A 22,572-nucleotide genomic window follows, 5' to 3' on the forward strand; every position below is an offset into this window, starting at 1 on the left:
TGATTCAGCGATCACGAGGTCGCACGTCGAAAATGGCTTGAACGCCGCGACGGCCGTCATGGCCGATGTCGATCAGGCCGAGCGCGGCGTGGTGGCAGCGATTGTGGTGGTCAGAAATCGGCGAAAGCGCTCGAGCGCGTCATCTGCCCGATAAGGGAGATATCGGCAATTTCGCCGCCATCGCCGACCTCATGGACTTCGCAGGAATCCAACCCATATTGATTCCACGGAGTTTTGAGCGTGAAACTCGCGCGGGTGGCCCTTTTCGCAGCGGCCGTCACGGTCGCGGCGATCCTTTCTCCCTTCTCCCCGGCCGGGACGGCGGAGAAGCGGGGCGCCTTGAGCATAGCGATCAACGGCGCCATCGGTCCGGCGAGCGCGCGTCAACTCAAGGAGGCGCTGAGCGTCGCGGCCGAGCGGAAGGCCGAGGTTCTCATCCTGCGGTTGAATACGCCCGGCGGCCTGGTCACCTCGATGCGCGAGATGATCGCCGACATACTGGCCTCTCCGGTTCCGGTCATCGGCTATGTCGCGCCGGCGGGCGGCCATGCGGCGAGCGCCGGGACCTACATCCTCTACGCCGCCCATGTCGCGGCGATGGCGCCCGGCACCAACCTCGGGGCGGCCACCCCGGTGCAGATCGGTGGGCTGCCCTCGCTCCCCGGCGGCGAGAAGGATACCGGCCCGGGCGGCAATGGGAAGGACGCCAGCGGGCGGCCGCCCGGCGACGCCATGGCGGCCAAGGTGACCAATGACGCGGTCGCGCTGATCCGCTCGCTCGCCGAAATGCGCGGTCGCAACGGCGACTGGGGCGAGAAGGCCGTGCGCGAGGCGGCGAGCCTGTCGGCTAGCGCGGCGCTTGAGCAACATGTCATCGACTTCGTCGCCCGCGACACGACCGAGCTCCTGCAGCTGGCCGATGGCCGCACCGTCGAGGTGGCCGGCAAGAAGGAAGTGCTGGCTACGAAGGGCCTGGCTGTCGAGACGCTGGAGCCCGGCTGGTTCATCCAGCTTCTTTCCGTCATCACCAATCCGAACGTCGCCATCATCCTGATGATGGTCGGCATCTATGGCATCGTCTTCGAGTTCATGAGCCCCGGCGCGGTGGCGCCGGGCGTGGTCGGTGTCACCTGCCTCGTGCTCGGCCTCTACGCGCTCGATCTGCTGCCGATCAATTATACCGGGCTCGCCCTGATGCTGCTCGGCGTTGCCTTCCTCATCATGGAGGCCTTCAATCCGACGGTCGTGCTGGGCCTCAGTGGCGCAGCCGCCTTCCTGCTCGGCGCCACCATGTTGCTCCAGGTCGAGGGGCCGGGCTTCGCCATATCCTGGGCGGTCATCGGCCCCGCCGCCGCGCTCACGCTGGGGCTCGCGCTGCTTGCAGGCACCTATCTCTGGGCGGCGCGTCGCAATCCGCCGCGCGTCGGCGGCGAGGCCATGCGCGGTCTTGCCGTGGACATCCTCGACTGGGACGGCGGCGAGGGCCATGTGCTGGCGCTCGGTGAACGCTGGCGGGCGAAGGCCGACGAGCCAATCGCGCCGGGGGACAGCGCCGAGGTGACCTCCGTCCGCGATCTCGTGCTGACAGTGCGGCGGCGCGATGCGACGAACGACGGAGCAAGATGATGACGACGATGGTCGGTTATGTGGCCTATCTGATCATTGCGCTGCTGGGGGCCTTCTTCCTGTCAGCGGCGATCCGCATCCTGAGGGAATATGAGCGCGGCGTGGTCTTCACGCTCGGCCGCTTTACCGGGGTCATGGGGCCGGGGCTCATTATCCTCGTTCCCTTCATCCAGCAGATGGTGCGCGTGGACCTGCGCGTCGTGGTGCAGGACGTGCCCCCGCAGGACGTCATCTCGCGTGACAACGTCTCGGTGAAGGTCAACGCAGTGCTCTATTTCCGCATCGTCGACGCTGAGCGCGCGATCATCCAGGTCGAGGATTTCATGACCGCCACCAACCAGCTGGCGCAGACCACGCTGCGCTCGGTGCTCGGCAAGCACGAGCTCGACGAGATGCTGGCCGAGCGCGACAGGCTCAACAGCGACATCCAGGAGATCCTCGACCAGCGCACCGATGCCTGGGGCATCAAGGTCTCCAATGTCGAGATCAAGCATGTCGACCTCAACGAAAGCATGGTCCGCGCCATCGCCAAGCAGGCCGAGGCGGAGCGGCTGCGGCGCGCCAAGGTGATCAACGCCGATGGTGAGCAGCAGGCCGCGGCAAAGCTGGTCGAGGCTGGCCGCATGTTGGCGGCCGAGCCGCAAGCGATGCAGCTGCGCTATTTCGAGGCGCTGCACGACATCGCCGGCGAGCGCTCCTCGACAGTGGTGTTCCCTCTGCCGGTGGATTTGCTGAGGATGTTCCTGAAGCAGCCGGGCGGTGATGGCGGGGGCACGAGCGGCTGAACGCGTGGTCTTTTCCTTGAGGGGGTGAAACAAACCTTGAGGTGCCCCCCAACCTCGAGATGCAGGAGCATGGTCGGCGCGGCTATGGCCCACCGCGGGGCTACTACGGACATCGACGCTACGGCCCGCCACCCGGGCTCGTCTATCGCTACGGCTATCCGGATTACGACTGACCGGCGGGTGTCGGCGCCGGGGCCTATCCGCAACCGGTTCGTCGGCGCGTCCCAAGCCTTGGGGACAGAACAGCGGCGGCGGCGGCGCTAGGCTCGCTGCAGAACTCCCGTCTCGGCGACTCGCTGGCGGGCCACAGGAAAGCAGCGGCGGCGCGCCTCGCCCGGATGCCTCGGCGGCGTCCGCGAGCCAGGCGGGCCACGCCTTAGGGAAGAGCGGTTCACCATGTCCGTCAGCCTCGTCGCCGAACATTCCGCAGAAACCGACGCAGCGCCGGCTGAGCATCTCGACGAGACCCATGCAGCGGCGCTGGTCAGTTGGGTGCCCTCGGCCCGCGGCCATGCCGAATTCCCGATCCAGAACCTGCCCTTCGGCGTGTTCTCCCCGCACGGCCAGGCGCCGCGTGGCGGGGTCGCGATCGGCGACGTGATTCTCGACCTCGCAGCGCTTGCCGCATCCGGGCTCGCCGGTGATGAGCTTGCCGAGGTGACCGCCGCAGCCGCGGCCCCGCGCCTGAATGGGTTCCTGGCGCTCGGCTCCGACGCGCGACGCAGGCTGCGCGCCCGCCTCTCCGCCCTGCTGCGCGAGGGCGCCCCCGAACGCGCGTCGGTGGAGCGCATGCTGCATCGCGCCGGCGACTGCCGCATGGGCCTGCCGGCCCAGATCGGCGACTACACGGATTTCTATGCCGGCATCCAGCACGCCATCAACATCGGCACGCTGCTGCGGCCGGACAATCCGCTGCTGCCGAACTACAAGCACGTTCCGATCGGCTATCACGGCCGCGCCTCCTCGATCGTGCCCACCGGCAGCGCGGTGCGGCGCCCGAACGGCCAGCGCAAGCGCCCGGACGAGAGCGCCCCGAGCTTCGGCCCCTGCCGCAATCTCGACTATGAGCTCGAGCTCGGCGTCTGGATCGGCCCTGGCAATGCGCTCGGCACGCCGATCGGTATCGACGAGGCGCAGGAGCATGTCGCTGGCCTGTGCCTGTTGAACGACTGGTCCGCTCGCGACGTCCAGGCCTGGGAGTACCAGCCGCTCGGCCCCTTCCTCGCCAAGGATTTCGCCACGACGATCTCGCCCTGGATCGTCACCGCTGAGGCGCTCGCACCCTTCCGGGTGGCGCAGGCGCCGCGCCCGGAGGGCGATCCGGCGCCCCTGCCTTATCTGCAGACGAGCCGGCCCGACCGGCCCGCCGCCTATGACATCACGCTCGACGTGCTGCTGCAGAGCGAAGCGATGCGTGAGCAGGGCCTTGCGCCGCACCGGCTGTCACGCGGCACGACGCGCGATCTCTACTGGACGGTTGCGCAGCTCATCGCACATCACAGCTGCAATGGCTGCAACCTGCAGCCTGGCGACCTGTTCGGCACGGGCACGATCTCGGGCCGCGCGCCCGACAGCTTTGGCAGCCTGATGGAGATTTCGCGCGGCGGGCGCGAACCGCTGACCCTGCCGAGCGGCGAGACCCGCACCTACCTCGCCGATGGCGACGAGATCATCATGCGCGCCAGCGCCAGCCGCGAAGGTTTTACCACGATCGGTTTTGGCGAATGCCGGGGGAGGATCCTGCCGGCGCTTTCCTGAGCGCGCGGACTGTCCCCTGCGACGGGGACAGCCCATCTGCATAGCCCGTGGCAAGTTGGATGTCCTACAAGTCGCATTGCCCGACGCACGGACACCGCATGCAGAGACATCTCATCACTTCGGCCGCTGATCCCGCCCCCCTCGGCGAGGACCGCGCTGCTGTCGCGCGCAGCCGCTCCGGCGATATCTATGAGACCCTGCGCAATGCCATCCTCTCGGGCGAAATCCGACCGAACGAACCGCTGATCGAGGCGGATCTGGCGGCCAGCTTCGGCGTCAGCCGCACGCCGATCCGCGAAGCGCTCCAGCGGTTGGCGGTCGAACAACTCATCATCCCGCGCAAGCGCGGCTGGTCGGTGCGCGAGATCACCGCGGCCGAAGCCAGCGAGAACTCGGAGGTGCGCGCTGCGCTCGAAGGCTATGCCGCGCGGCTCGCCGTCGAGAGGGCGACCGACGAGGAGATCGCGGCCGTGACCGCGATCCATCGCAGGCGGCTCGCGATCGAGCCGAACGACGATGCGGCGCGCGTCGAGACGAACCGCGAGTTCCACGGCCTCATCGTCGCCGCCGCCAGGAACGTGAAGTTGCGCGACGCCATCCTCCGCTCGGGGCGCTTCTACTTCAACGGCTCGGTCGCTCGCCGCACCAGCGAGGAGGAGTTTCACCTCAGCAATCGCGACCACGAGCAGATCGTCGCGGCGCTGCAGGCCCGCGACGGCGATGCGGCCGAGCTCGCCATGCGCAACCACATCCTGCGCACATTCCACATCTTCCGCAAACTCTCCTACCCGACGAGCGAGGCCGCCTCGCTCGCGCCGCTGCACGGCGCTTCCGGACGCGGCTGAGCCCCGCGCCGCAGCTGACGCGCAGGGATCAGAGCGCTGTGATTTGGTGGAATCGTGCCGTCATTCCGGACAAGCCGCGATAGCGGCGCCGCTCCGGAATCCATCGTAGAGCGCCGGAGCCCTATGATGGATTCCGGCGCTCCGCTTCGCTGCGGCCGGAATGACGCAGCGTTTCCGAGCAAGAACAGCACGCTCCAAGCGAAGCCGCTTGAGCCGCTGCCGCCTGCCTGCGCCGTCACCGGAGCTGTCCCAATTCCCTGTGACAGGCGGCTGCGAAAGGGCCGCTATGATCAAGGCACGGCTCGATGCGACGGTGCCATACGCAGGCTCGACCGCACGAAGAAGAACGGGCGACACAGGGAGAGATCCGATGAAGGCGAAGACGATTGGTGCCAGCCTGTCCGTTGTGGCCGGCTTGCTGATGAGCATGGCGGCCGGGGCCCAGGAGCCCGGCATTACCGAGAAATCGATCAAGATCGGCATCTTCGGCCCGCTCTCGGGTCCGAACATGGCCTATGGCTTCGACGTCGTGAACGCCGCCAAGATGTATTACGACAAGATCAACAAGGAAGGCGGCATCCACGGCCGCAAGATCGAGTACGTCGTCGAGGACGACCGCTGCAACGCCAATGATCTCGTCGCCGCCGTCAAGAAGCTCGTCGAGCAGGAGCAGGTCTTCATGCTCAATGGCGGCTCCTGCTCGGCCGCGGTCGTCGCCGCCAAGGACTATGTCGTGCGCAACAAGGTGCCCTATCTGATGCTGAACGCATCGGGCGACGGCGCGCTCTACCCGCCGACCGACTACATCTTCGGCGCCTTCTCGATCTCGCAATACGCCGTCGGCGGCGCGATGGTGGAGTTCGCGGCCAAGAGCTTGAACGCCAAGACCATCGGTTACATCAACCATGACGACGCCTATGGCGCCTGGAACCTGGAAGGCTCGCAGGCCGACGCCGCGACGAACGGGGTCAAGCTCGCCGTCGAGTCGGTGAGCCCGAGCATCAACGACGTCACCGCGCCCTTCCTGAAGCTGCGCGCCGCCAATCCCGACGTGCTGCTGATCGTGACCTATGCCCGCCCGGCGGCGCTGCTGGTCAAGAAGGCGGCCGAGCTCGGCTACAACAAGCCGATCATCCTCTCGGTGACCGGCACGGCGAGCCTGTCGCAGCTGGTCGAGAATGTCGGCAAGCCGGCGCTGAAGAACTTCTACATCCAGGAGGTGATGGTCGACTCGCCCGGCGGCGAGAAGCTGAAGCCGATCTACGACATGTACAAGGCCGCCTATCCGGACCTCGCCGCCAAGCCCGACCATCCGCAGACCTACATGCCCTACGGCATCCCCTCCGCGATGTCGCTGGTCAAGGCGCTGCAGGATGCCGGCCCGAACCCGACTCGCGAAAAGGTGCTCGAAGCGCTGAAGAAGCAGGATTTCGACTCCGGCGTCATGGCCGGGCGGATGAAGTTCGGTCCCGAGGAACGGGCGGCCAACAAGTCGACGATCTTCATCAAATATGACGGCACGACGATGACCCCGCAGCCCGGCGTCTTCACCAGCCGCTGGACCTACAAGGCGAAGTAAGCCGCGCCTGCGGCAGCGACGGGCGGCGTCTGAAGCGCGCCGCCCGCCTTCCCTGAACCTCTGGGCCGGACATGGACCTGCAACTCGCTCTGATCTTCCTGCAGCAAGGCATCGCTTCCGGGCTGGTCTCGGGAAGCGTCTACGCCCTGCTGGCGCTCGCCATCGTCATCATCTTCAAGACCTCCGAGGTGCCGAACTTCGCCCAGGGCGAGGTCTTCATGGCGGCGGGCTACATCGCCCTCTACCTCTTCGTCTTCCAGCAGATGCCGATCTGGGTGGTGCTGCCGGCGACGCTGGTCGCGGCCTTCCTCGCCATGGCCCTGTTCCGCCGCATCGTGCTGGACCAGGTCGCGAAGTCGGCGAAGGATCTGGTCTACCTCGTCATCGCGACCCTCGGCCTCTCCTATGTGCTGAAGGGGCTCGTCCGCCGCACCGGCTTCGGCGACACGCCGCGTTCCTTCCCGGCGCTGGTGCCGACCGACTCGGTCATGATCGGCCAGGCCTCGGTCACGGTGCTCGACCTGACCATCCTCGGCACGGCGCTCGCCGTGATGGCGGCGTTCTTCTGGATGTTCAACTACACCAAGATCGGCCGGGCGATGCGCGCCGTCGGCATGAACCCCAAGGCCGCCCAGCTCGTCGGCGTCGATCTCGGCCGCTGCCACATGCTGATCTGGGGGCTTTCCGGCGTGATCTCGGCGATCGCCGCCCTGCTGATTTCGCCAAAAATCCTGATGACGGCCGATATGGGCTCGATCGTGATGCTCGCCTTCGCAGCGGCGATCGTCGGCGGTTTCTCCAGCCTGCCCGGCGCGGTGGTCGGCGGTTTCGTCATCGGCATCGTCGAGAACCTCGTCGGCCTCTTCATCTCCTCGCGCGCCATCGTGCTCGCGCCGTTCCTCGCCATCCTGCTCGTGCTTGTGATCCGGCCGCAGGGCCTGTTCGGCGGCAAGCTGACGATCAAGAAGGTCTGATCGTGACAACGACCACAGCAACCCCGGCGGCCGCCCGGCGCGCGATCTCGCCGCAAGCCCTCGCCGCCCTCGCCGCGGCCGCGCTCGTCCTCGTCGCGCTGCCCGTCTTCACCTCCGGTTACGTCATCTACATCGCGAACCTGCTGCTGGTGTTCGTGGTGCTGTGCCTGGGCCTGCACATCGTGATCGGCGAGACCGGCCAGTTCTCGATGGCGCACGCCGCCTTCTACGGCATCGGCATCTATGCCAGCGCGCTGGCGAACCGCGCCGTCGACCTGCCCTATCCCGTCGCCATGCTGTTCGGCGCTCTCGTCGCCGGGGCAGTCGGCCTGTTCATCGGCGCGCTCGCCCTGCGCATGCGCGACATCTATCTCGCGCTCGCCACCTTCGCCTTCGGCGAGGCGATGCAATGGGTCTTCGCCAACTGGGACAGCGTCACCAACGGCCCGAACGGCCTGCGCATCAGCCCGGCCCGCTTCGGACCGCTCGAAATCCTCAGCGACAAGCAGGCCTATCCCTTCGTCGTCTTCTTCTGCCTGCTGATGATCGGGGTGACGATCGCGATCTCGCGCTCGCGTCTCGGCCGCTCCTTCCGGGCCGTGCGCGAATCCGAGGTCGCCGCCATGGCGATGGGTATCGACATCAAGCGCACCCGCGTCATCGCCTTCGGCCTCTCGGCCGCGATCGCTGGCTTCGCCGGCGGCATGTTCGGGCTGTTCCAGACCTTCATCCATCCCGACAGCCTCGGATTCCAGACCACCATCCTGGTGCTGACCATGGTCGTGGTCGGCGGGCTCGGCTCGATTGCGGGTGCGGTCGGCGGAGCGATCGTCTTCGGCCTGATCTCCGAGGTGCTGCGCCAGGCGCCGCAGTATCAGGAGATCATCTATGGCGGCATCCTGATCCTGTTCATGATGTATGCGCCGCGCGGCCTCTTCGCCTTCATCGGCGACCGGATCAGGGAGGCGCGCCATGGCCGCCGCTGACCCCTTCCTCGACGTCGCGGGGCTGACGATCCGCTTCGGCGGACTGACCGCGGTCGGCGGACTCGACATGGCCGTCGCCAAGGGCAGCATCCACGCCCTGATCGGCCCGAACGGCGCCGGCAAGTCGACGACCTTCAACTGCATCTCGCGCTTCTACACGCCGAGCGAAGGCCGCATCACCTTCGACGGACGCGACATCACGCGGCTGCCCGCAAAGGAGATGGCCGGGCTCGGCATCGCCCGCAGCTTCCAGAATCTCGAGCTGTTCGCCGAGCTCACCGTCTTCGAGAACGTGCTGATCGGCGCGCATGTCCATGCCGGCCGCTCCTGGCGCGACGCGATGAGCGCAAGGCCGCGCGGCATCGTCGAGTATGTCGAGCATCTGCTCGAACGCACCGGCTTGGCGGACTACGCCCAGTCCAAGGCCCGCAACCTCGATTTCGGTCACCAGAAGATGGTCGAGATCGCGCGAGCGCTCGCGATCCGGCCGAAGCTTCTGCTGCTCGACGAGCCGGCGGCGGGGCTGCGCAACCGCGAGATCGCCGCGCTCGACCGGCTGCTCTGCGAGCTGCGCGACCAGGACGGCCTCACCATCCTGCTGGTCGAGCACGTCATGCAGTTGGTGATGTCGATCTCGGACCGCATCACCGTGCTGAGCTTCGGCACCAAGATCGCCGAGGGCACGGCCTCCGAGGTGCGCGCGCACCCAGCCGTCATCGAAGCCTATCTCGGCCGGGAGAACGCCCATGCCTGACCTGCTCGAGATCGAGGGGATCTCGGCCTCCTATGGCCGCATCCAGGCGCTGTCGGAGGTGTCGCTGCGGGTGCCGGAGGGGGCGATCGTCGCCCTTCTCGGCTCGAACGGCGCCGGCAAGAGCACGACGCTGAACACCGTCTCCCGGCTCGTGCCGGTGACGCGCGGCACGATCCGCTTCGCCGGCGAAGCGATCCAGGGCTGGCCGTCGCACAAGGTCGTCTCCGGCGGCATCCTGCAGGTGCCGGAAGGGCGCGAGGTGTTTCGCGACATGAGCGTGCGCGAAAACCTCGACATGGGCGCTTATCGCCGCAGTGATCCGGCCGGGGTGAAGCGCGATCTCGAGCGTGTCTTCGACTATTTCCCGAAGCTGCGCGAGCGGCTGCAGCAGAAGGCCGGCACGCTCTCCGGCGGCGAGCAGCAGATGCTGCTGATCGGTCGCGCCCTGATGGCGGGGCCCCGCCTGCTACTGCTCGACGAGCCCTCGCTCGGCCTCTCGCCCGTGCTGGTGCAGCAGATTTTCGCGATCATCGAACGGCTGAACAAGGACGGGCTGACCATCCTGCTCGTCGAGCAGAACGCCGCGATCGCGCTCGGCTGCTCGAGCTATGCCTACATTCTCGAAAACGGCGAGATGGCGCTGGAAGGCCCCTCGGAGACGCTGCGCCGCGACGACAGCGTGCGCCGCACCTATCTCGGCGGCTGAGCCCGCCATGACCCAGCAGGACAGCAAGGAAATGGCATGAACGCGCCGCAGGAGAAGCCGCTAGCCCTGGTCACGGGCGCGGCCAGGGGCATTGGCAGGGCGATCGCGGAGCGGCTCTGCAAGGACGGCTTTGCCGTGGCGATCCTCGACCGCGAGCGCGAGGCGGGGCTGGCCTGCGCGGCCGAGCTCTCGACCAAGGGGCATAGCGCTTTCTTCGAGCCGATCGACCTCGCCGACCATGCCGCCATCCGGGCTCTGGTCGAGCGCCTGCCGACTCCGGCGGTGGTCGTCAACAATGCCGGCATCTTCGAGAACAAGCCGTTCTTCGAGCTGGAAGCCGAGGATTTCACCCGGATGATGAGCGTCAACGTCACGGCGCTGTTCATCCTCTCGCAGGCGGCGGCGCGGCGCATGGGCGCCGGCGGGCGCATCATCAACATCGCCTCCCGCGTCTTCCTGGGCGCCCGCAACCACGCCCATTACGTCGCCTCGAAGGCGGCCGTGGTCGGGCTGACGCGCGCCATGGCGATGGAGTTGCTGCCGCAGGGCATCATGGTCAACGCCGTCGCGCCAGGCGGAGTCGAGACCGAGATGGTCGCCAGGCAATCGGAGGAAGCGCGGGCCGCGCTGCTCGCGCTGCAGCCCACCGGCAGCCTGGCCCAGCCGGCCGACATCGCCAACGCCGTCGCCTTCCTCGCCTCGCCGCAGACCCAGTTCATCTACGGGCAGGTGCTGATGGTCGATGGCGGCAAGTCGCTCGGCGGCGGGCTCGGGTTCTGAGCGGAGCGATGCGCATGTCGGAAGGCTTCGACGAGATCTGCGACGTCGTGGTGGTCGGTTCGGGGGCCGGCGGCATGTCGGCCGCGATCACTGCCGCTAAGGCGGGGCTCAAGGTCGTGCTGATCGAGAAGAGCGAGTTCATCGGCGGCAGCACCGCGGTCTCCGGCGGCGCCATGTGGGTGCCGGAGAACCCACACGCCGCCAAGGCCGGCCATGCCGATACACGCGAGGCGGCGATGAGCTATGTCTCGGCCGTGCTCGGCAACCGGCTGCGGCCCGACCTGATGCGCGCCTTCCTCGACAACGGCCCGGAAATGGTGCGCTTCTTCGAGCGCGAGACCGCCTTGAAGTTCGAGGCGCGGGCCTATTCGCCCGACTACCAGCCCGAGCAGCCGGGCGCGGCCAAGGGCGGGCGTACCATCGACCCCGCCCCCTATGACGGCAATGAGCTCGGCGCCGATTTTGCGCTGCTGCGGCAGCCGCTGAAGGAATTCACCGTCCTCGGCGGCATGATGGTCAACCGCAAGGACATTGACGCGCTGGTCGGCCGCTTCGGCAGCGTTGCGAATTTCTGGCACAGCGCCAAGCTCCTGCTGCAGTATGGCCGCGACCGGCTGCGCCATCCGCGCGGCGCCCGCCTGCTGATGGGCAATGCGCTCGCCGGGCGCCTGCTGAAATCGGCGCGCCAGGCCGGGGTCGATCTGCGCGTCAACACGGGCGCGGACACGCTGATCAATCGCGACGGCGCGGTGGTCGGCGTCGTCGCCAAGAGCACGCAAGGCCTGGGGCGGATCGGCTCGAGGCGGGGCGTCGTGCTCGCCGCAGGCGGCTTTCCGGCCAATGCCGAGATGCGCCGGGAGCTCATGCCGCATGCCGACACCCATCGCTCGATGGCGCCTGCCAGCGACACCGGCGACGGCATCCGCCTCGGCCTCGCGGCAGGCGGGGCTTTGCGCGACGACAATATCGGCGCCGCCTTCTGGACTCCCGTCTCGGTGCTGAAGAAGAGCGATGGCAGCGAGGTCAAGTTCCCCCACCTGATCCTCGACCGGGCCAAGCCCGGGCTGATTGCGGTGGACAGCCAGGGCCGGCGCTTCGTCAACGAGGCGACCTCCTATCACGGCTTCGTCGAGGCGATGCATGCCGCCGGTGCCGTGCCGGCCTATCTGGTCTGCGACAGCGTCTTCCTGCGCAAATACGGGCTCGGCCTGGTCTATCCGGGCATGCGTTCGCCGGCCGCCTTCGTCGAAGCCGGCTATCTCTACCAGGGCGCGACGCTCGCGGAACTCGCGGCGAAGATCGGCGTCCCGGCGGCTGCGCTCGCAGCCGAGGCAAGCGCGATGACCGCGGCGGCCGAGAGCGGCAACGATCCCGCTTTCGGCAAGGGCTCGAGCGAGTACAACCGCTATCTCGGAGATGCGGCCCGGAAGCCGAACCCCTGCCTCGGGCCGGTTGAGACCGCGCCCTTCTACGCGGTCAAGGTCTGGCCGGGCGATATCGGCACCGCGACCGGGCTGATCTGCGACACTGAGGCGCGCGTGCTCGGCCAGGACGAGCGGCCGATCCCCGGCCTCTATGCCTGCGGCAACGACATGAACTCGATCATGGCGGGCGCCTATCCCGGCGCCGGCATCACGCTCGGTCCGGCGCTGACCTTCGGCTTCATCGCCGGGCGTGCGCTTGCCGCCGAGCCCGACCATCTCCCGTCCAGCGAAAGGGCCGGCTCATGAAGCTCTACCAGTCCGCCACCTCTCCCTTCGTCCGCAAGGTGCGGATCACCGCCGCCGAGCTCGGCCTGATCGACCAGATCGAGATGCAGGACGTCTCGCAGGACTACAAATCCGGTGGGCCGCTCGCCCGCGAGCAGAACATCATCAAGGTCAACCCGCTCGGCCAGGTGCCGACACTGATGACCGAGGACGGCGCAGTAATCGCCGACAGCCGCGTGATCTGCGAGTATCTCAACCACCGTGCCGGCGGCGAGATCTTCCCCTCTGACCCCGCCGCGCGCTGGAACGCCCTGTTCGAGCAGAGCGTCGGCGATGGGCTGCTCGATGCCGCGCTGCTCGCCCGTTATGAGGGCCTGCTGCGCCCGGAGGACAAGCGCTGGGAGCGCTGGAACGAGGGTCAGATGACCAAGGTCAAGGCCGCCCTCGCCATGATCGAGGGGAAGGCGCCCGGCTTCGGCGAGCGGGTCGATATCGGCACCATCACCTTCGCCAGCGCGCTCGCCTATCTCGACCTGCGCTTCGCCGATCTCGGCTGGCGCGATGGCCATCCGGCCGCCGCCGCCTGGTTCGCGCGCATCGAACAGCGCCCGGCTTTCGCCGGCCAGAAGCTCGGCTGATCCGGGCTGCACCAGTCCAAGGCTGGAGGATGGGATCATGAGCGTTTCACTGGGACTCGCCGACAGGATCGTCCTGGTGACCGGCGGCGCCTCTGGCATCGGCCGGACATGCGCGCTGGCGCTCGCCGGCGAAGGTGCCGCTCTCGCCATCGCCGACAGCAATGCCGAGGGCGCGGCCGCGGTCGCCCGCGAGATCAAGGCGCTGGGGCGGCGTGCCGTCGCGACGAGCTTCGACGTGCGCGACGCGGCCGCGACCGAGGCAGCAGTCGCCGGGATCGAGGAACAGCTCGGCCCGCTCGACGGGCTGATCACCGCCGCCGGCATCTCCCGACCTGCGCCCGCCACCGAGCTCACCTCCGACAGCTGGGAGGCGGTGATCGGCGTCAATCTGAGCGGAACCTTCTATTCCTGTCAGGCGGTCGGCAAGCGCATGGTCGCGCGCGGACGCGGCGCGATCGTCACCATCGGCTCGACCTCTTCGCTCGGCGGCCAGTCGGGCCGAGCGCATTACTGTGCCTCGAAGGCCGGCGTCGTCGGCCTGACCCGCGATCTAGCGATCGAATGGGGCTCTTATGGCATCAGGGTGAATTCCGTCGGGCCGAGCGCGACCGACACGCCGATGATCCGGGCCGGCATTCCGGAGCGCTTCGTCGGCGAGGTGATGGAGGACCGCACACCGCTCGGCCGCCTCGCCCAGCCGCAGGAGATCGCGAATGTCTGCCTGTTCCTGCTCTCGGAGCTGTCGAGCTACATCAACGGCGCGCTGATCATGGCCGATGGCGGCGTCTCCGCCGGCTTCTTCACGCGCCGGAACGGCCGCGACCTCTCCTCCAAGTCCCTGCTCGCCACCGGCGCCTACGCCGAATAGCGCCCTCCTTCTTGGGCTGGCGCCCCGATCAACCATGGGAATCCCGACGATGAAGAAGCTCGCTCTGGTCACCGGCGCAGGACGCGGCATCGGCGCCGCCATCGCGCAGAAGCTCGCCGAGGATGGCTGGCGCGTCGCCGTCGCCGATCTGACGCGCGAGCCGGCCGCAGCCGTCGCCGCGAGCCTGCCCGGTGAGGGGCACAGCGCCTGGGCGGTCGATGTCGCGGACGAAGCCTCGGTCGAAGCGCTGTTCACCGCCCTCGAAGCCGAGCACGGCGCGATAACCGGGCTGGTCTGCAATGCCGGCATCCTGCTGATGGCGGCGAATGGCGAGCGCCCGACCATCTTCGACATGACGCTCGATGATTGGGAACGCACCCATGCGGTCAACACCCGCGGCGTCTTCCTCTGCATCCGCGCCTATGGGCGCCGCCGCCGCGACAACCCCGTCGAGGGCGGGCGCGTCACCACGACGAGCTCGGTCGCGGCCGAACTCGGCGGCTATCGCGGCTCGTCGAGCTATATCTCGTCGAAATCCGCGATCCTCGGCTTCACCAAGGCGATGGCGCGCGAGCTCGCGCCGCTGAAGATCACCGTGAACTGCGTCGCGCCCGGCGTCATCGACGCACCGATGCTGGCGGCCGCCACGCCGAGCTCAGCACCGGCCGACACGCTCGACACGCTCGCCAAGGCGGTGCCCCTTGGCAGGCTCGGCCTGCCGGAGGACATTGCGGGTGCCGTCGGCTTCCTGCTCTCGGCTGAAGCCTCCTACATCACGGGGGCGACCCTCGACGTGAATGGCGGCTACCGGATGGCCTGACGCGCGAGGCAAGAGCAGGATGCGAAAAAGTGGGAACCGGTTTTTCGCATGAATCCTGCTCTCGCTTTTTGATGAGAGACGGATTCAGCTTTCAGATGGAAACGCTTTGCGATTCCATCTGAAAGCATCCGGCTCTGCAGACGGAGGGATGTCGATGATCCTGCATGGCTATTTCCGTTCGTCCGCCGCCTGGCGCGTGCGCATCGCCTTCGCGCTGAAGCATCTGGAGCCTGCCAGCGTGTCGCATAATCTGCGCACCGGCGCCCATCTCGATCCGGCCTATGCGGCGCTGAACCCGCAAAAGCTCGTCCCCGCCCTCGAATTCGCGGACGGACACGTCCTGACGCAGTCGCTCGCGATCATCGGCTGGCTCGACCGACTGGTGCCCGAGCCAGCCTTCCTGCCGGCCGACTCGCTCCAGCGCGCCAAAGTCGAGGCCTTCGCGCTGACCATCGCCTGCGACACCCATCCGCTGCAGAATCTCAAGGTGCTGAACCGGCTGCGAGCCGCCGGCTGGTCGGAGGTTCAGGTCCGGGGCTGGGCTGCGGAGGTGATCTCCGATGGCCTTTCGACCTGCGAGGCGCTGCTGCGCGACGAGACCGGCCCCTATTGCTTCGGTGCGGCGCCGACGCTCGCCGATATCTGCCTGGTGCCACAGATCGGCAACGCCCGGCGCTTCAAGGTCGATCTGACGCCCTATCCAAAACTTGTCGCGATCGATGCGGCTTGCGCCGAACTGCCCGCTTTCGTCGCGGCGCAACCCGACAGGCAGCCCGACGCGGCCTGAGCCCGGCGGCTCACATCAGCAGGCGCGTCAGCTCGTTCTGCGACGAGATGCCGAGCCGGGCATAGGCGCGCTTGCGATAGGTCAGCACGGTGTTGAGGCCGACGCCGAGCTCGAGCGCGATCCCTTCCGAGGTGACGCCGGCCGCGACCAGCGAGCAGACGTCGCGCTCGCGGGCGGAGAGGCAGGGCGCGACCTTCTCCAGTCGTGCCCGGAAGTCCGCAGCGGTGTTGCTGCCCTGGGTGGAGCCATTCGCCTCGTGGTGACGCCAGAGCGCCGCCATCAAGAGCGGCGCGCAGCCGATCAGCCTGGCAATCACCTCATCGCTGAAACTCTCCCTGCGGCCGCGATAGAGGCTGAGACGCAGCGTGCCGGCCGGCCGCCTCTGGAAGAGCGAAAAGCGCTCGGAGAGTCCGACCGAGACATAGCACTCGCTGCGATAGGCAGAGCTGTGGATGTCGGTTGCCCTGAGCTTCACGGCCCAGCACTGCCGGTCCTGGCGCCCGTCGACGACGATCGCGTTGGCGGGATCGGCGTGCCAGTGCCGGGCGACATAGCGCCGGGCGACGCTGAGCGCCGTCTCGCTCGGCCCCTTGTCTTCGGCAAGCAGCGTCTGAACATCACCCGAGGGGGTGGCAAGGAAGGCGGTCAAATTCTCGGTGCCGGTGAAGCGCCGGGCAACGCTGAAGAGATTGGGCGCAAAGTCGCGACGGCCGACGGATTCGATGACATCCGGCATCGCCGACAGGATGTCGCTCGCCGCCATGGCCTGCTCGATCGCCGTGAGCTGCATGTTTCTCTCCCGGCTGCCCTCTCTTTTGCGGCGACGATGGTCGCAGCCGGGTGCTCGCCGAGGGCGATGGATATCAGTATCCCATTTGGTATGCAAACTTGCCTGCACGCCGCGCCGCCCTCATCGATCTCTCAGATCTGGCTCTCGCCGAAGCGCGCAACTCGAAGGAGGGGAGAAACTGCGCCGAGCTATCGCTCTCGATGTCCGCTCAAGCAGCTGTGTGCAAGGCGCTTAAGTCCTCGGAAAGCGATCGAGAGCGATACAGTCGCAATGAGGTCAGCAATTATGGAAGTGACTTGCGATCTTGCCGGGGCCGTCGCGTCGAATGCCTCAGCGGTTCGGGCGATGACCTGCGTGTCGCTTGCTATCGTTGCACCAGCTTGTCCAGGACCGCCATATGCAGCGCGGAGCTGCCGCTCGCCACGACGCAGCGATGGCCGGAATGGATTGTGAGTTCCCGTCCCCCCCAATCGGTGATTGCGCCGCCCGCGTTGCGCACGATCGGCGTCAGCGCGCAGTAGTCGAACGGGTCGAGCCCGCCGTCGATGCTGATGTCGAGCGCCCCGTCGGAGACGCGGCCATAGGCGTGGCAGCCGCCGCCATAGACACACCATTTCGTATCGCCGCGCAGCCGCTCGAAGGCCGCGCGCTCGCCGGCATCGAAGGGTTCGGGATTGCCGTTTCCGAGGATGGCGTCAGCTAGCGACGCGCCCTTGCGGGTCTGCACCACCTCGCCGTTGCGGCGCGTCGGCAGCCCGTCGCCGCCGATCCAGCGCTCCGCCGTGACGGGGTTGTCGATGACGCCGAGGATCGGCGTGCCCCGATAGGCCAGCGCGATCAGCGTGCCGAAGGTCGGGATGCCCGTGATGAAGGCCTTGGTGCCGTCGATCGGATCGATGATCCAGACGAAATCGCGGTCGAGGCCAATGGATTCGAACTCCTCGCCGAGGATGCCGTGATCGGGATGGGCGGAGGCGAGCTCCCGGCGCAGGCGGTCCTCGACGCGGCGGTCGATCTCGGTGACCGGGCTGCGATCGGCCTTGGTGTCGAAGCTCCGGCCCCGGGCGATCGCTTCGCGGATGATCGCGCCGCTGAGGTCGGCAAGCCGCTCGGCGAAGCCGGCGAAGGCGTGGATGTCAGGCTTGGACATGGGCATCTCCGGCGATCACCGCCGATGTGGCGGGCGCGCGCTGGTGTCTGGCGAGCCGGTATTCGAGGGCTCGCAGGGCTGCGGTCAGGATGGCGGCGATGACGAGGTAGATCGCGGCCGCGGTCACGAAGAGCTCGTAGGGCGCGAAGGTGCGCGCCACGATCGTGTTCGCGGTGCCGGTCAGCTCCATGATCGTGATGGTGCTCGCCAGGGACGTCGCCTTGAGCATGCTAACGACCTCGTTGGCATAAGCCGGCAGGGCGAGCCGGAAGGCGCGCGGCAGGATGATGACGCGATAGGCCATCGGGCCGGACATGCCGCAGGCACGGGCCGCCTCGATCTCGCCGGCCGGGACCGCCTGGATCGCCCCGCGTAGGATATTCGCCGTATAGGCGGCGGTATGCAGCGCGAAGGTCAGGACCGCGCAGAACCAGGGCTCCCGGATGAAGGGCCACAGCGCGCTCTCGCGGATGGTGTCGAATTGCGACAGGCCGTAATAGACCAGGAAGATCTGGACCAGGAGCGGCGTGCCCCTGAAGAAGGAGATGTAGAAGGCGATGACGGCGCGGACCGGTCGGGACGCCTCGAGCCTGGCGATCGCCATCGGCACGGCCAGCGCCAGCCCCAGGACGAGCGCGGCCGTCAGGAGCTGCAAGCTGAGCCAGGTGCCCTGCACCAGCGCGGGCAGGCTCTCGACCATGAGGGCCGGGTTCATCGCACCAGCTCCCGTTCGCCGCGGCTGGCACGGCGTTCCAGCTCGGCGACGAGCAGGCCGTTGCTGGTGGTAAGCGCGTAGAAGATGATGGCAGCGATCAGATAGAAGCGGAACGGCTCGCCCGTGACCGAGGTCGCCATGGTGCTGACCCGCATGATCTCCTCCAGCCCGACGACCGAGACGAGCGAGGTGTCCTTGATCAGCGAGATCCAGTTGTTGCCGAGGCCCGGCAGGGCGAAGCGCCAGATCTGCGGCAGGCGCACCGTCGTGAAGGCGTCCCACCAGGAGAAGCCAAAGGCCTCCGCGGCCTCGATCTGGCCTTTCGGAATCGCGAGGAAAGCGCCGCGCAGCACCTCCGCGGCATAGCCGCCGAAGACGAGGCTGAGCGCGAAGACGCCGGCGGCGAAGGCGGGAATCTCGACGAAGCCCGCTGTCGCGCCGATGGATTTGGCGAGCCCGGTCAGGGTGACCGAGCCGCCGAAATAGATGATGAGGATGATCAGCAGCTCCGGCGTGCCGCGCATCACCAAGGTGAAGAAGAAGCCGAACTGCCTGACCGGCCACCAGCGGGAGAGCTGGGCGAGCGCGCCGAGAATGCCCCAGACGAGTCCGAGCGCCAGCGCGGCGAAGGCGACCTCAACGGTCGTCAGCGCGCCGTGCAGAAGCTGGCCACCCCAGCCCATCAGGATATCCATCGTCGCCACCTCCGCGGCTCCCTCGCCGGCTGCCTCGCTCGCGGGCGATCAGGGCAGGACGCTGAACGACCAGTAGCGATCGTTGATGGCCTTGAAGGAACCGTCTTTGAACGAGGCCTTCAGCGCCGCATCGACCTCGTCGCGAAGGGCGCTGTCATCCTTGCGCAGCGCGACGCCGACGCCGGGCCCGAAATAGGCGATATTGTTGATCTCGGGGCCGATGAAGTGGAATTTCTCGCCACGCGGCTTCTGGAGGAAGTCGCCGTCGAGCTTGATCGGCCCGGCGAAGGCGAGGTCGATCCGGCCCGACTGCAGGTCGAGCAGCAGGTTATCGACCGTGTCGTATTGCGCGATCTTCACGCCCGGGAATTCCTTGGTCATGAACTGCTCGTAGGTCGAGGAGCGCTGGAGGCCGACCGTCTTGCCGGTCAGCGCCTTCGGGTCCGGCTTGCCGTCGGCCGAGACCGGCGCGACGTTCAGCGTCTTGGCGCCGATGAAGCGAGCCGTGGAGGAGCGATAGGGCACGCTGAAGTCGATCGACTTCTTGCGCTCGTCGGTGATCGACATGCTCGCCACGATCAGGTCGAACTTGCCCGCGAGTAGCGCCGGGATCATGCCGTCCCATTGCTGGCAGACGAAGACGAGATTGACGTTCAGGCGCTTGCCGATCTCACGGGCGACATCGATGTCGAAGCCCTGCAATTCGCCCTTGGCGTCGCGGAAGTTGAAGGGCGGGTAGGTGCACTCGCTGCCGACCTTGATGTCCTTCGCAGCGGCCCCTGCGATGAAGGTGCCGAGCAATCCGGCGGCGACGAGAAATGGCTTCAGCATGACGTTCTCCCCTTTTGACGGCTCGATTCACAGGACGCGTTGCAGAAAGGCCCGGCAGCGCTCGGAGCACGGATCGCCGAGAACCTGCTCAGGTGGGCCGCGCTCCTCGACGACGCCCCGGTACAGGAACAGGACCTCGCTGGAAATCTCGCGGGCGAAACCCATCTCATGGGTCACGATGATCATGGTGCGTCCCTCCGCGGCGAGCGTGCGCATGACGGCCAGCACTTCGCCCACCAGTTCGGGATCGAGCGCCGATGTCGGCTCGTCGAAGAGCAGCAGCGCCGGCTCCATCGCGAGGGCCCGGGCAATGCCCACGCGCTGCTGCTGCCCTCCGGAGATATGAGCCGGGTAGGCGTGGCGCTTCTCGATCAGTCCGACCTTTTCGAGATAGGCTTCCGCACGCTCCGTCGCTTCCTTGCGACTGAGGCCGAGCACCTTGATCGGCGCCACCGCGATGTTCTCCAGCACGGTCAGATGGGTCCAGAGATTGAAGCTCTGGAACACCATGCCGATGCGGCTGCGCATTCGGTTGATCTGCTTCCGGTCGAGCTGGGCCTGGCCGGCGCGCTGCTGCGCCAGCCGGACCGTCTCGCCCTCGAAGCGGATGGTGCCGGCATCGGGAAGCTCGAGGAAGTTGATGCAGCGCAGGAAGGTGCTCTTGCCCGAGCCGCTGGCGCCGATCATCGTGACGACGTCATGGCTGCGCGCCGTGAGATCCAGCCCCTTGAGGACGACCAGGTCCCCGAACTGCTTCCGAATTCCCTCGACCTCTAGGACGATGCTGCGTTCGACGTTCATGGGGGCTCCGCTGCTGCCGAGAACATGAGGGGCGCGGAGGGACCGCCCAAGGTCCAATTTCGCGCTTTCGCTAGAGTCCAGTTTCGGCCTCGGCCAAATCGCGGCGATGGGCTGGACCGGGAGGCGACACCTCCCACCGCGGCTGTGCAGCCTACCTGGCGGGTTCGCAGGCCGTCTCGACAGCGCGCGCCACCGCTTCGGCACAGGCCGGCAGCTTCTCGGTGCTGGTGTTACCGAAGCCGAGAACAAGCCCGCGCTGAGCCGGGCCGCGGCAATACTGCGACAGGGGCGGGCAGTCGAAACCCCAACCCAGAAGGGATGCCGCCGCGGCGGCATCATCGAACGGGACGCGCGGTCTGATCGTCATGTGCAGGCCCGCTGTGACGTGGGGGACGACGAAGCGCTCTCCGAGGCGCTGCCGCAGATGCTGCGCCAGCAGGAGCGAACGCTCCCGATAAATCGCCCGCATGCGCCGCAGATGCGCCGCCAGATGTCCTTCCGCCATGAAGGCGGCGATCAGCGCCTGGTCCGGCTGCGGCGCATAAAGCGAGAAGACGCGCTGCGCCGTTGTGAAGGCCTCGACCAGGCCGGGCGGCACAACGAGATAGGCCAGCCTGAGACCGGGAGCCAAAGCGCGGTTGAACGAGCTGGTATAGATGACGCACCCTTGCGTATCGGCAGCGAAGAGCGGCGGCTGTGCTTGTCCCGACCAGCGGATCTCGCTGTTGAAGTCGTCCTCCAGCACCCAGCTGCCATGCGCCTGCGCCCAGGCGAGCAGCGCCTGGCGTCGCGCCGGAGGCATCGAGCATCCGAACGGGAACTGCTCGACCGGGGAGACGACGATCAGCTTCGGCAGCGGCCCCTCGTCCGCCCGTATCGGGAGTGCGACGGCGTCGAGCCCCATCTCGTCCACCGGCACCGGCCGGATGCGCAAGCCGCTGAGTTCGAAGGTGGCGAGCTCGGCCAGATGGCCGGGATCCTCGACCGCGACCTCGTCCCCGGCATCGAGCAGGACATGGGCGACGAGCGCAGCCGCCTGGAGCGTGCTGCCGATGACGATGACCTGTTCTGGAGCACAGGCCAGCCCCCTCGCTTCGGCCAGATAGGTGGCGATCTGTTGCGTCAGCCCGGCCCCCGGGTGGCCCATGCCGTAGCCCGTCTGCGAGATGGCGCGCGAACGCCAGTGCCGAGCAGCGATCCGGCTGAAGATCTCATAGGGAAACTCGTCGAGAGCGGGCACGCCGGGACTGAGGCCCAGCGTCTCGGAACGCTCGGACGGCAGGCGAAATCCAATAAGCCGGGTCGCGCGCTCCGAAAGCACGGTCTTGCCCGGCGGTCGCGTAGGCCGGGCAGGTTTGGCACGCGTCTGGTGATCCTCGGGCAGCACCTTGTCGACAAAGGTGCCGGAGCCGTGGATGCGCCGAACATAGCCTTCCGCTTCCAGCCGGTCATAGGATTGCACCACCGTATTGCGGGCCAGCGATAGCTCTTTGGCCAGTATGCGGCTGGGCGGCAGGCGCGTCCCGCGCGGAAGCATCCCCTCAATGATGCTCGTCCGAAACTGGGCGAAGATCTGCGCGTAAAGCGGCGTCTCGCTGTCGCGATCGAGTCTGATCAGGTTCCAGACAGGATAATTGAACTGGTTGGCCATTCGCCCTCGTCAAGCTGACGCGATTATCCGAATGGACTCAGGCGGTGGATTCTCCAAGTCTGTTTCTAAGAGACCTCACGGGTGACCGGGGTCGAGCGACACGGCATGGTTCAAGAGGGCTCGCGAATGGACCTCTAACGGACGGGCCTGAAGGACTGCTTCCTGAGCGATGACTCATTGCCGGCTTGTGGCGCCTGCCGGTCTTTTCGCGGGCGCCGATCGTTGTTGAGGGAAAGGCGATGCGGCGGAACGACGATCTGCTCGTTCGCCGGCCACGGCTTGCAAAGATGTTCATGACGGAAGAGGTTGCTTTACCTCCATTCC

Annotated in this window: 24 protein-coding genes; 16 read left to right on the forward strand and 8 right to left on the reverse strand. The window is 67.3% G+C overall.

From position 1 onward, the window contains the following. Positions 1-110: 110 nt before the first annotated feature. Positions 111-356 (reverse strand): hypothetical protein, encoded by a 246-nt coding sequence (locus tag FQV39_RS33300; protein WP_187640351.1) that lies wholly within the window; start codon positions 354-356, stop codon positions 111-113. Here FQV39_RS33300 and FQV39_RS23980 point away from each other — a divergent pair. The 16 genes from FQV39_RS23980 to maiA all read left to right on the forward strand — a co-directional run bounded on the left by FQV39_RS23980 (position 241) and on the right by maiA (position 15,615). Further along, positions 241-1,626 carry an NfeD family protein gene (locus tag FQV39_RS23980; RefSeq protein ID WP_149132585.1) on the forward strand — a complete coding sequence of 462 codons (1,386 nt, stop codon included), beginning with the start codon at positions 241-243 and terminating at the stop codon, positions 1,624-1,626. The two genes, FQV39_RS33300 and FQV39_RS23980, sit on opposite strands and share 116 nt — an antisense overlap. Further along, the gene (locus FQV39_RS23985) at positions 1,623-2,411 is read left to right on the forward strand and encodes a slipin family protein (RefSeq protein WP_248313123.1); all 789 of its coding nucleotides are present in this window, start codon (positions 1,623-1,625) and stop codon (positions 2,409-2,411) included. Before FQV39_RS23980 ends, FQV39_RS23985 begins: the two co-directional genes overlap by 4 nt. A gap of 41 nt (positions 2,412-2,452) precedes the next feature. After that, complete coding sequence (locus FQV39_RS34155; RefSeq protein WP_282570104.1) at positions 2,453-2,584, forward strand: hypothetical protein; 132 nt, start codon at positions 2,453-2,455, stop codon at positions 2,582-2,584. 223 nt (positions 2,585-2,807) lie between these two features. Next, positions 2,808-4,169: a fumarylacetoacetase gene (fahA, locus tag FQV39_RS23990; protein WP_149132586.1), complete on the forward strand. Its 1,362-nt coding sequence runs from the start codon at positions 2,808-2,810 to the stop codon at positions 4,167-4,169. Between the two features lie 98 nt (positions 4,170-4,267). Beyond that, complete coding sequence (locus tag FQV39_RS23995; RefSeq protein ID WP_187640040.1) at positions 4,268-5,014, forward strand: GntR family transcriptional regulator; 747 nt, start codon at positions 4,268-4,270, stop codon at positions 5,012-5,014. Between the two features lie 370 nt (positions 5,015-5,384). Next, positions 5,385-6,593 (forward strand): ABC transporter substrate-binding protein, encoded by a 1,209-nt coding sequence (locus FQV39_RS24000; protein ID WP_149132588.1) that lies wholly within the window; start codon positions 5,385-5,387, stop codon positions 6,591-6,593. 71 nt (positions 6,594-6,664) lie between these two features. Further along, positions 6,665-7,567: a branched-chain amino acid ABC transporter permease gene (locus FQV39_RS24005; protein WP_149132589.1), complete on the forward strand. Its 903-nt coding sequence runs from the start codon at positions 6,665-6,667 to the stop codon at positions 7,565-7,567. A gap of 2 nt (positions 7,568-7,569) precedes the next feature. Then, positions 7,570-8,553 (forward strand): branched-chain amino acid ABC transporter permease, encoded by a 984-nt coding sequence (locus tag FQV39_RS24010; RefSeq protein WP_210251138.1) that lies wholly within the window; start codon positions 7,570-7,572, stop codon positions 8,551-8,553. Beyond that, on the forward strand, positions 8,540-9,307 hold the full coding sequence (locus FQV39_RS24015) for an ABC transporter ATP-binding protein (RefSeq protein ID WP_149132590.1): 768 nt from the start codon (positions 8,540-8,542) through the stop codon (positions 9,305-9,307). The genes FQV39_RS24010 and FQV39_RS24015 overlap by 14 nt, the downstream gene beginning before the upstream one ends. Further along, on the forward strand, positions 9,300-10,013 hold the full coding sequence (locus FQV39_RS24020; protein WP_149132591.1) for an ABC transporter ATP-binding protein: 714 nt from the start codon (positions 9,300-9,302) through the stop codon (positions 10,011-10,013). Before FQV39_RS24015 ends, FQV39_RS24020 begins: the two co-directional genes overlap by 8 nt. A 36-nt stretch (positions 10,014-10,049) precedes the next feature. Next, positions 10,050-10,793 carry an SDR family NAD(P)-dependent oxidoreductase gene (locus FQV39_RS24025; protein WP_149132592.1) on the forward strand — a complete coding sequence of 248 codons (744 nt, stop codon included), beginning with the start codon at positions 10,050-10,052 and terminating at the stop codon, positions 10,791-10,793. A 14-nt stretch (positions 10,794-10,807) separates the two neighbouring features. Next, positions 10,808-12,523 (forward strand): FAD-dependent oxidoreductase, encoded by a 1,716-nt coding sequence (locus FQV39_RS24030; protein ID WP_149132593.1) that lies wholly within the window; start codon positions 10,808-10,810, stop codon positions 12,521-12,523. After that, complete coding sequence (locus tag FQV39_RS24035) at positions 12,520-13,140, forward strand: glutathione S-transferase family protein (RefSeq protein WP_149132594.1); 621 nt, start codon at positions 12,520-12,522, stop codon at positions 13,138-13,140. Before FQV39_RS24030 ends, FQV39_RS24035 begins: the two co-directional genes overlap by 4 nt. 37 nt (positions 13,141-13,177) lie before the next feature. Next, a complete protein-coding gene (locus FQV39_RS24040) occupies positions 13,178-14,008 on the forward strand; it encodes an SDR family NAD(P)-dependent oxidoreductase (RefSeq protein WP_187640041.1) in 831 nt (276 codons plus the stop codon). Positions 14,009-14,057: 49 nt separating this feature from the next. Next, on the forward strand, positions 14,058-14,828 hold the full coding sequence (locus FQV39_RS24045; RefSeq protein ID WP_149132596.1) for an SDR family NAD(P)-dependent oxidoreductase: 771 nt from the start codon (positions 14,058-14,060) through the stop codon (positions 14,826-14,828). Between the two features lie 154 nt (positions 14,829-14,982). Next, positions 14,983-15,615, forward strand: coding sequence for a maleylacetoacetate isomerase (maiA, locus tag FQV39_RS24050; RefSeq protein ID WP_149134009.1), 633 nt, complete (start codon positions 14,983-14,985; stop codon positions 15,613-15,615). Positions 15,616-15,625: 10 nt separating this feature from the next. Here maiA and FQV39_RS24055 read toward each other — a convergent pair whose 3' ends face one another. The 7 genes from FQV39_RS24055 to pdxR all read right to left on the reverse strand — a co-directional run bounded on the left by FQV39_RS24055 (position 15,626) and on the right by pdxR (position 22,248). Beyond that, a complete protein-coding gene (locus FQV39_RS24055; protein WP_149132597.1) occupies positions 15,626-16,405 on the reverse strand; it encodes a helix-turn-helix transcriptional regulator in 780 nt (259 codons plus the stop codon). A gap of 364 nt (positions 16,406-16,769) precedes the next feature. Then, positions 16,770-17,555: an inositol monophosphatase family protein gene (locus FQV39_RS24060; RefSeq protein ID WP_149132598.1), complete on the reverse strand. Its 786-nt coding sequence runs from the start codon at positions 17,553-17,555 to the stop codon at positions 16,770-16,772. Next, entirely contained in the window at positions 17,542-18,270 is a 729-nt protein-coding gene (locus FQV39_RS24065) for an ABC transporter permease (protein WP_149132599.1), read from the reverse strand. The genes FQV39_RS24060 and FQV39_RS24065 overlap by 14 nt, the downstream gene beginning before the upstream one ends. Further along, positions 18,267-18,965, reverse strand: a complete 699-nt coding sequence (locus tag FQV39_RS24070) for an ABC transporter permease (protein ID WP_149134010.1) — start codon at positions 18,963-18,965, stop codon at positions 18,267-18,269. The genes FQV39_RS24065 and FQV39_RS24070 overlap by 4 nt, the downstream gene beginning before the upstream one ends. Before the next feature lie 48 nt (positions 18,966-19,013). Further along, positions 19,014-19,796, reverse strand: a complete 783-nt coding sequence (locus FQV39_RS24075) for a transporter substrate-binding domain-containing protein (protein WP_149132600.1) — start codon at positions 19,794-19,796, stop codon at positions 19,014-19,016. Between the two features lie 27 nt (positions 19,797-19,823). Further along, entirely contained in the window at positions 19,824-20,597 is a 774-nt protein-coding gene (locus tag FQV39_RS24080) for an ABC transporter ATP-binding protein (RefSeq protein WP_149132601.1), read from the reverse strand. Between the two features lie 151 nt (positions 20,598-20,748). Continuing rightward, on the reverse strand, positions 20,749-22,248 hold the full coding sequence (gene pdxR / locus FQV39_RS24085) for a MocR-like pyridoxine biosynthesis transcription factor PdxR (protein WP_149132602.1): 1,500 nt from the start codon (positions 22,246-22,248) through the stop codon (positions 20,749-20,751). Between the last annotated feature and the right edge of the window lie 324 nt (positions 22,249-22,572).

The sequence above is a fragment of the Bosea sp. F3-2 genome, assembly GCF_008253865.1.
Taxonomy (GTDB): domain Bacteria; phylum Pseudomonadota; class Alphaproteobacteria; order Rhizobiales; family Beijerinckiaceae; genus Allobosea.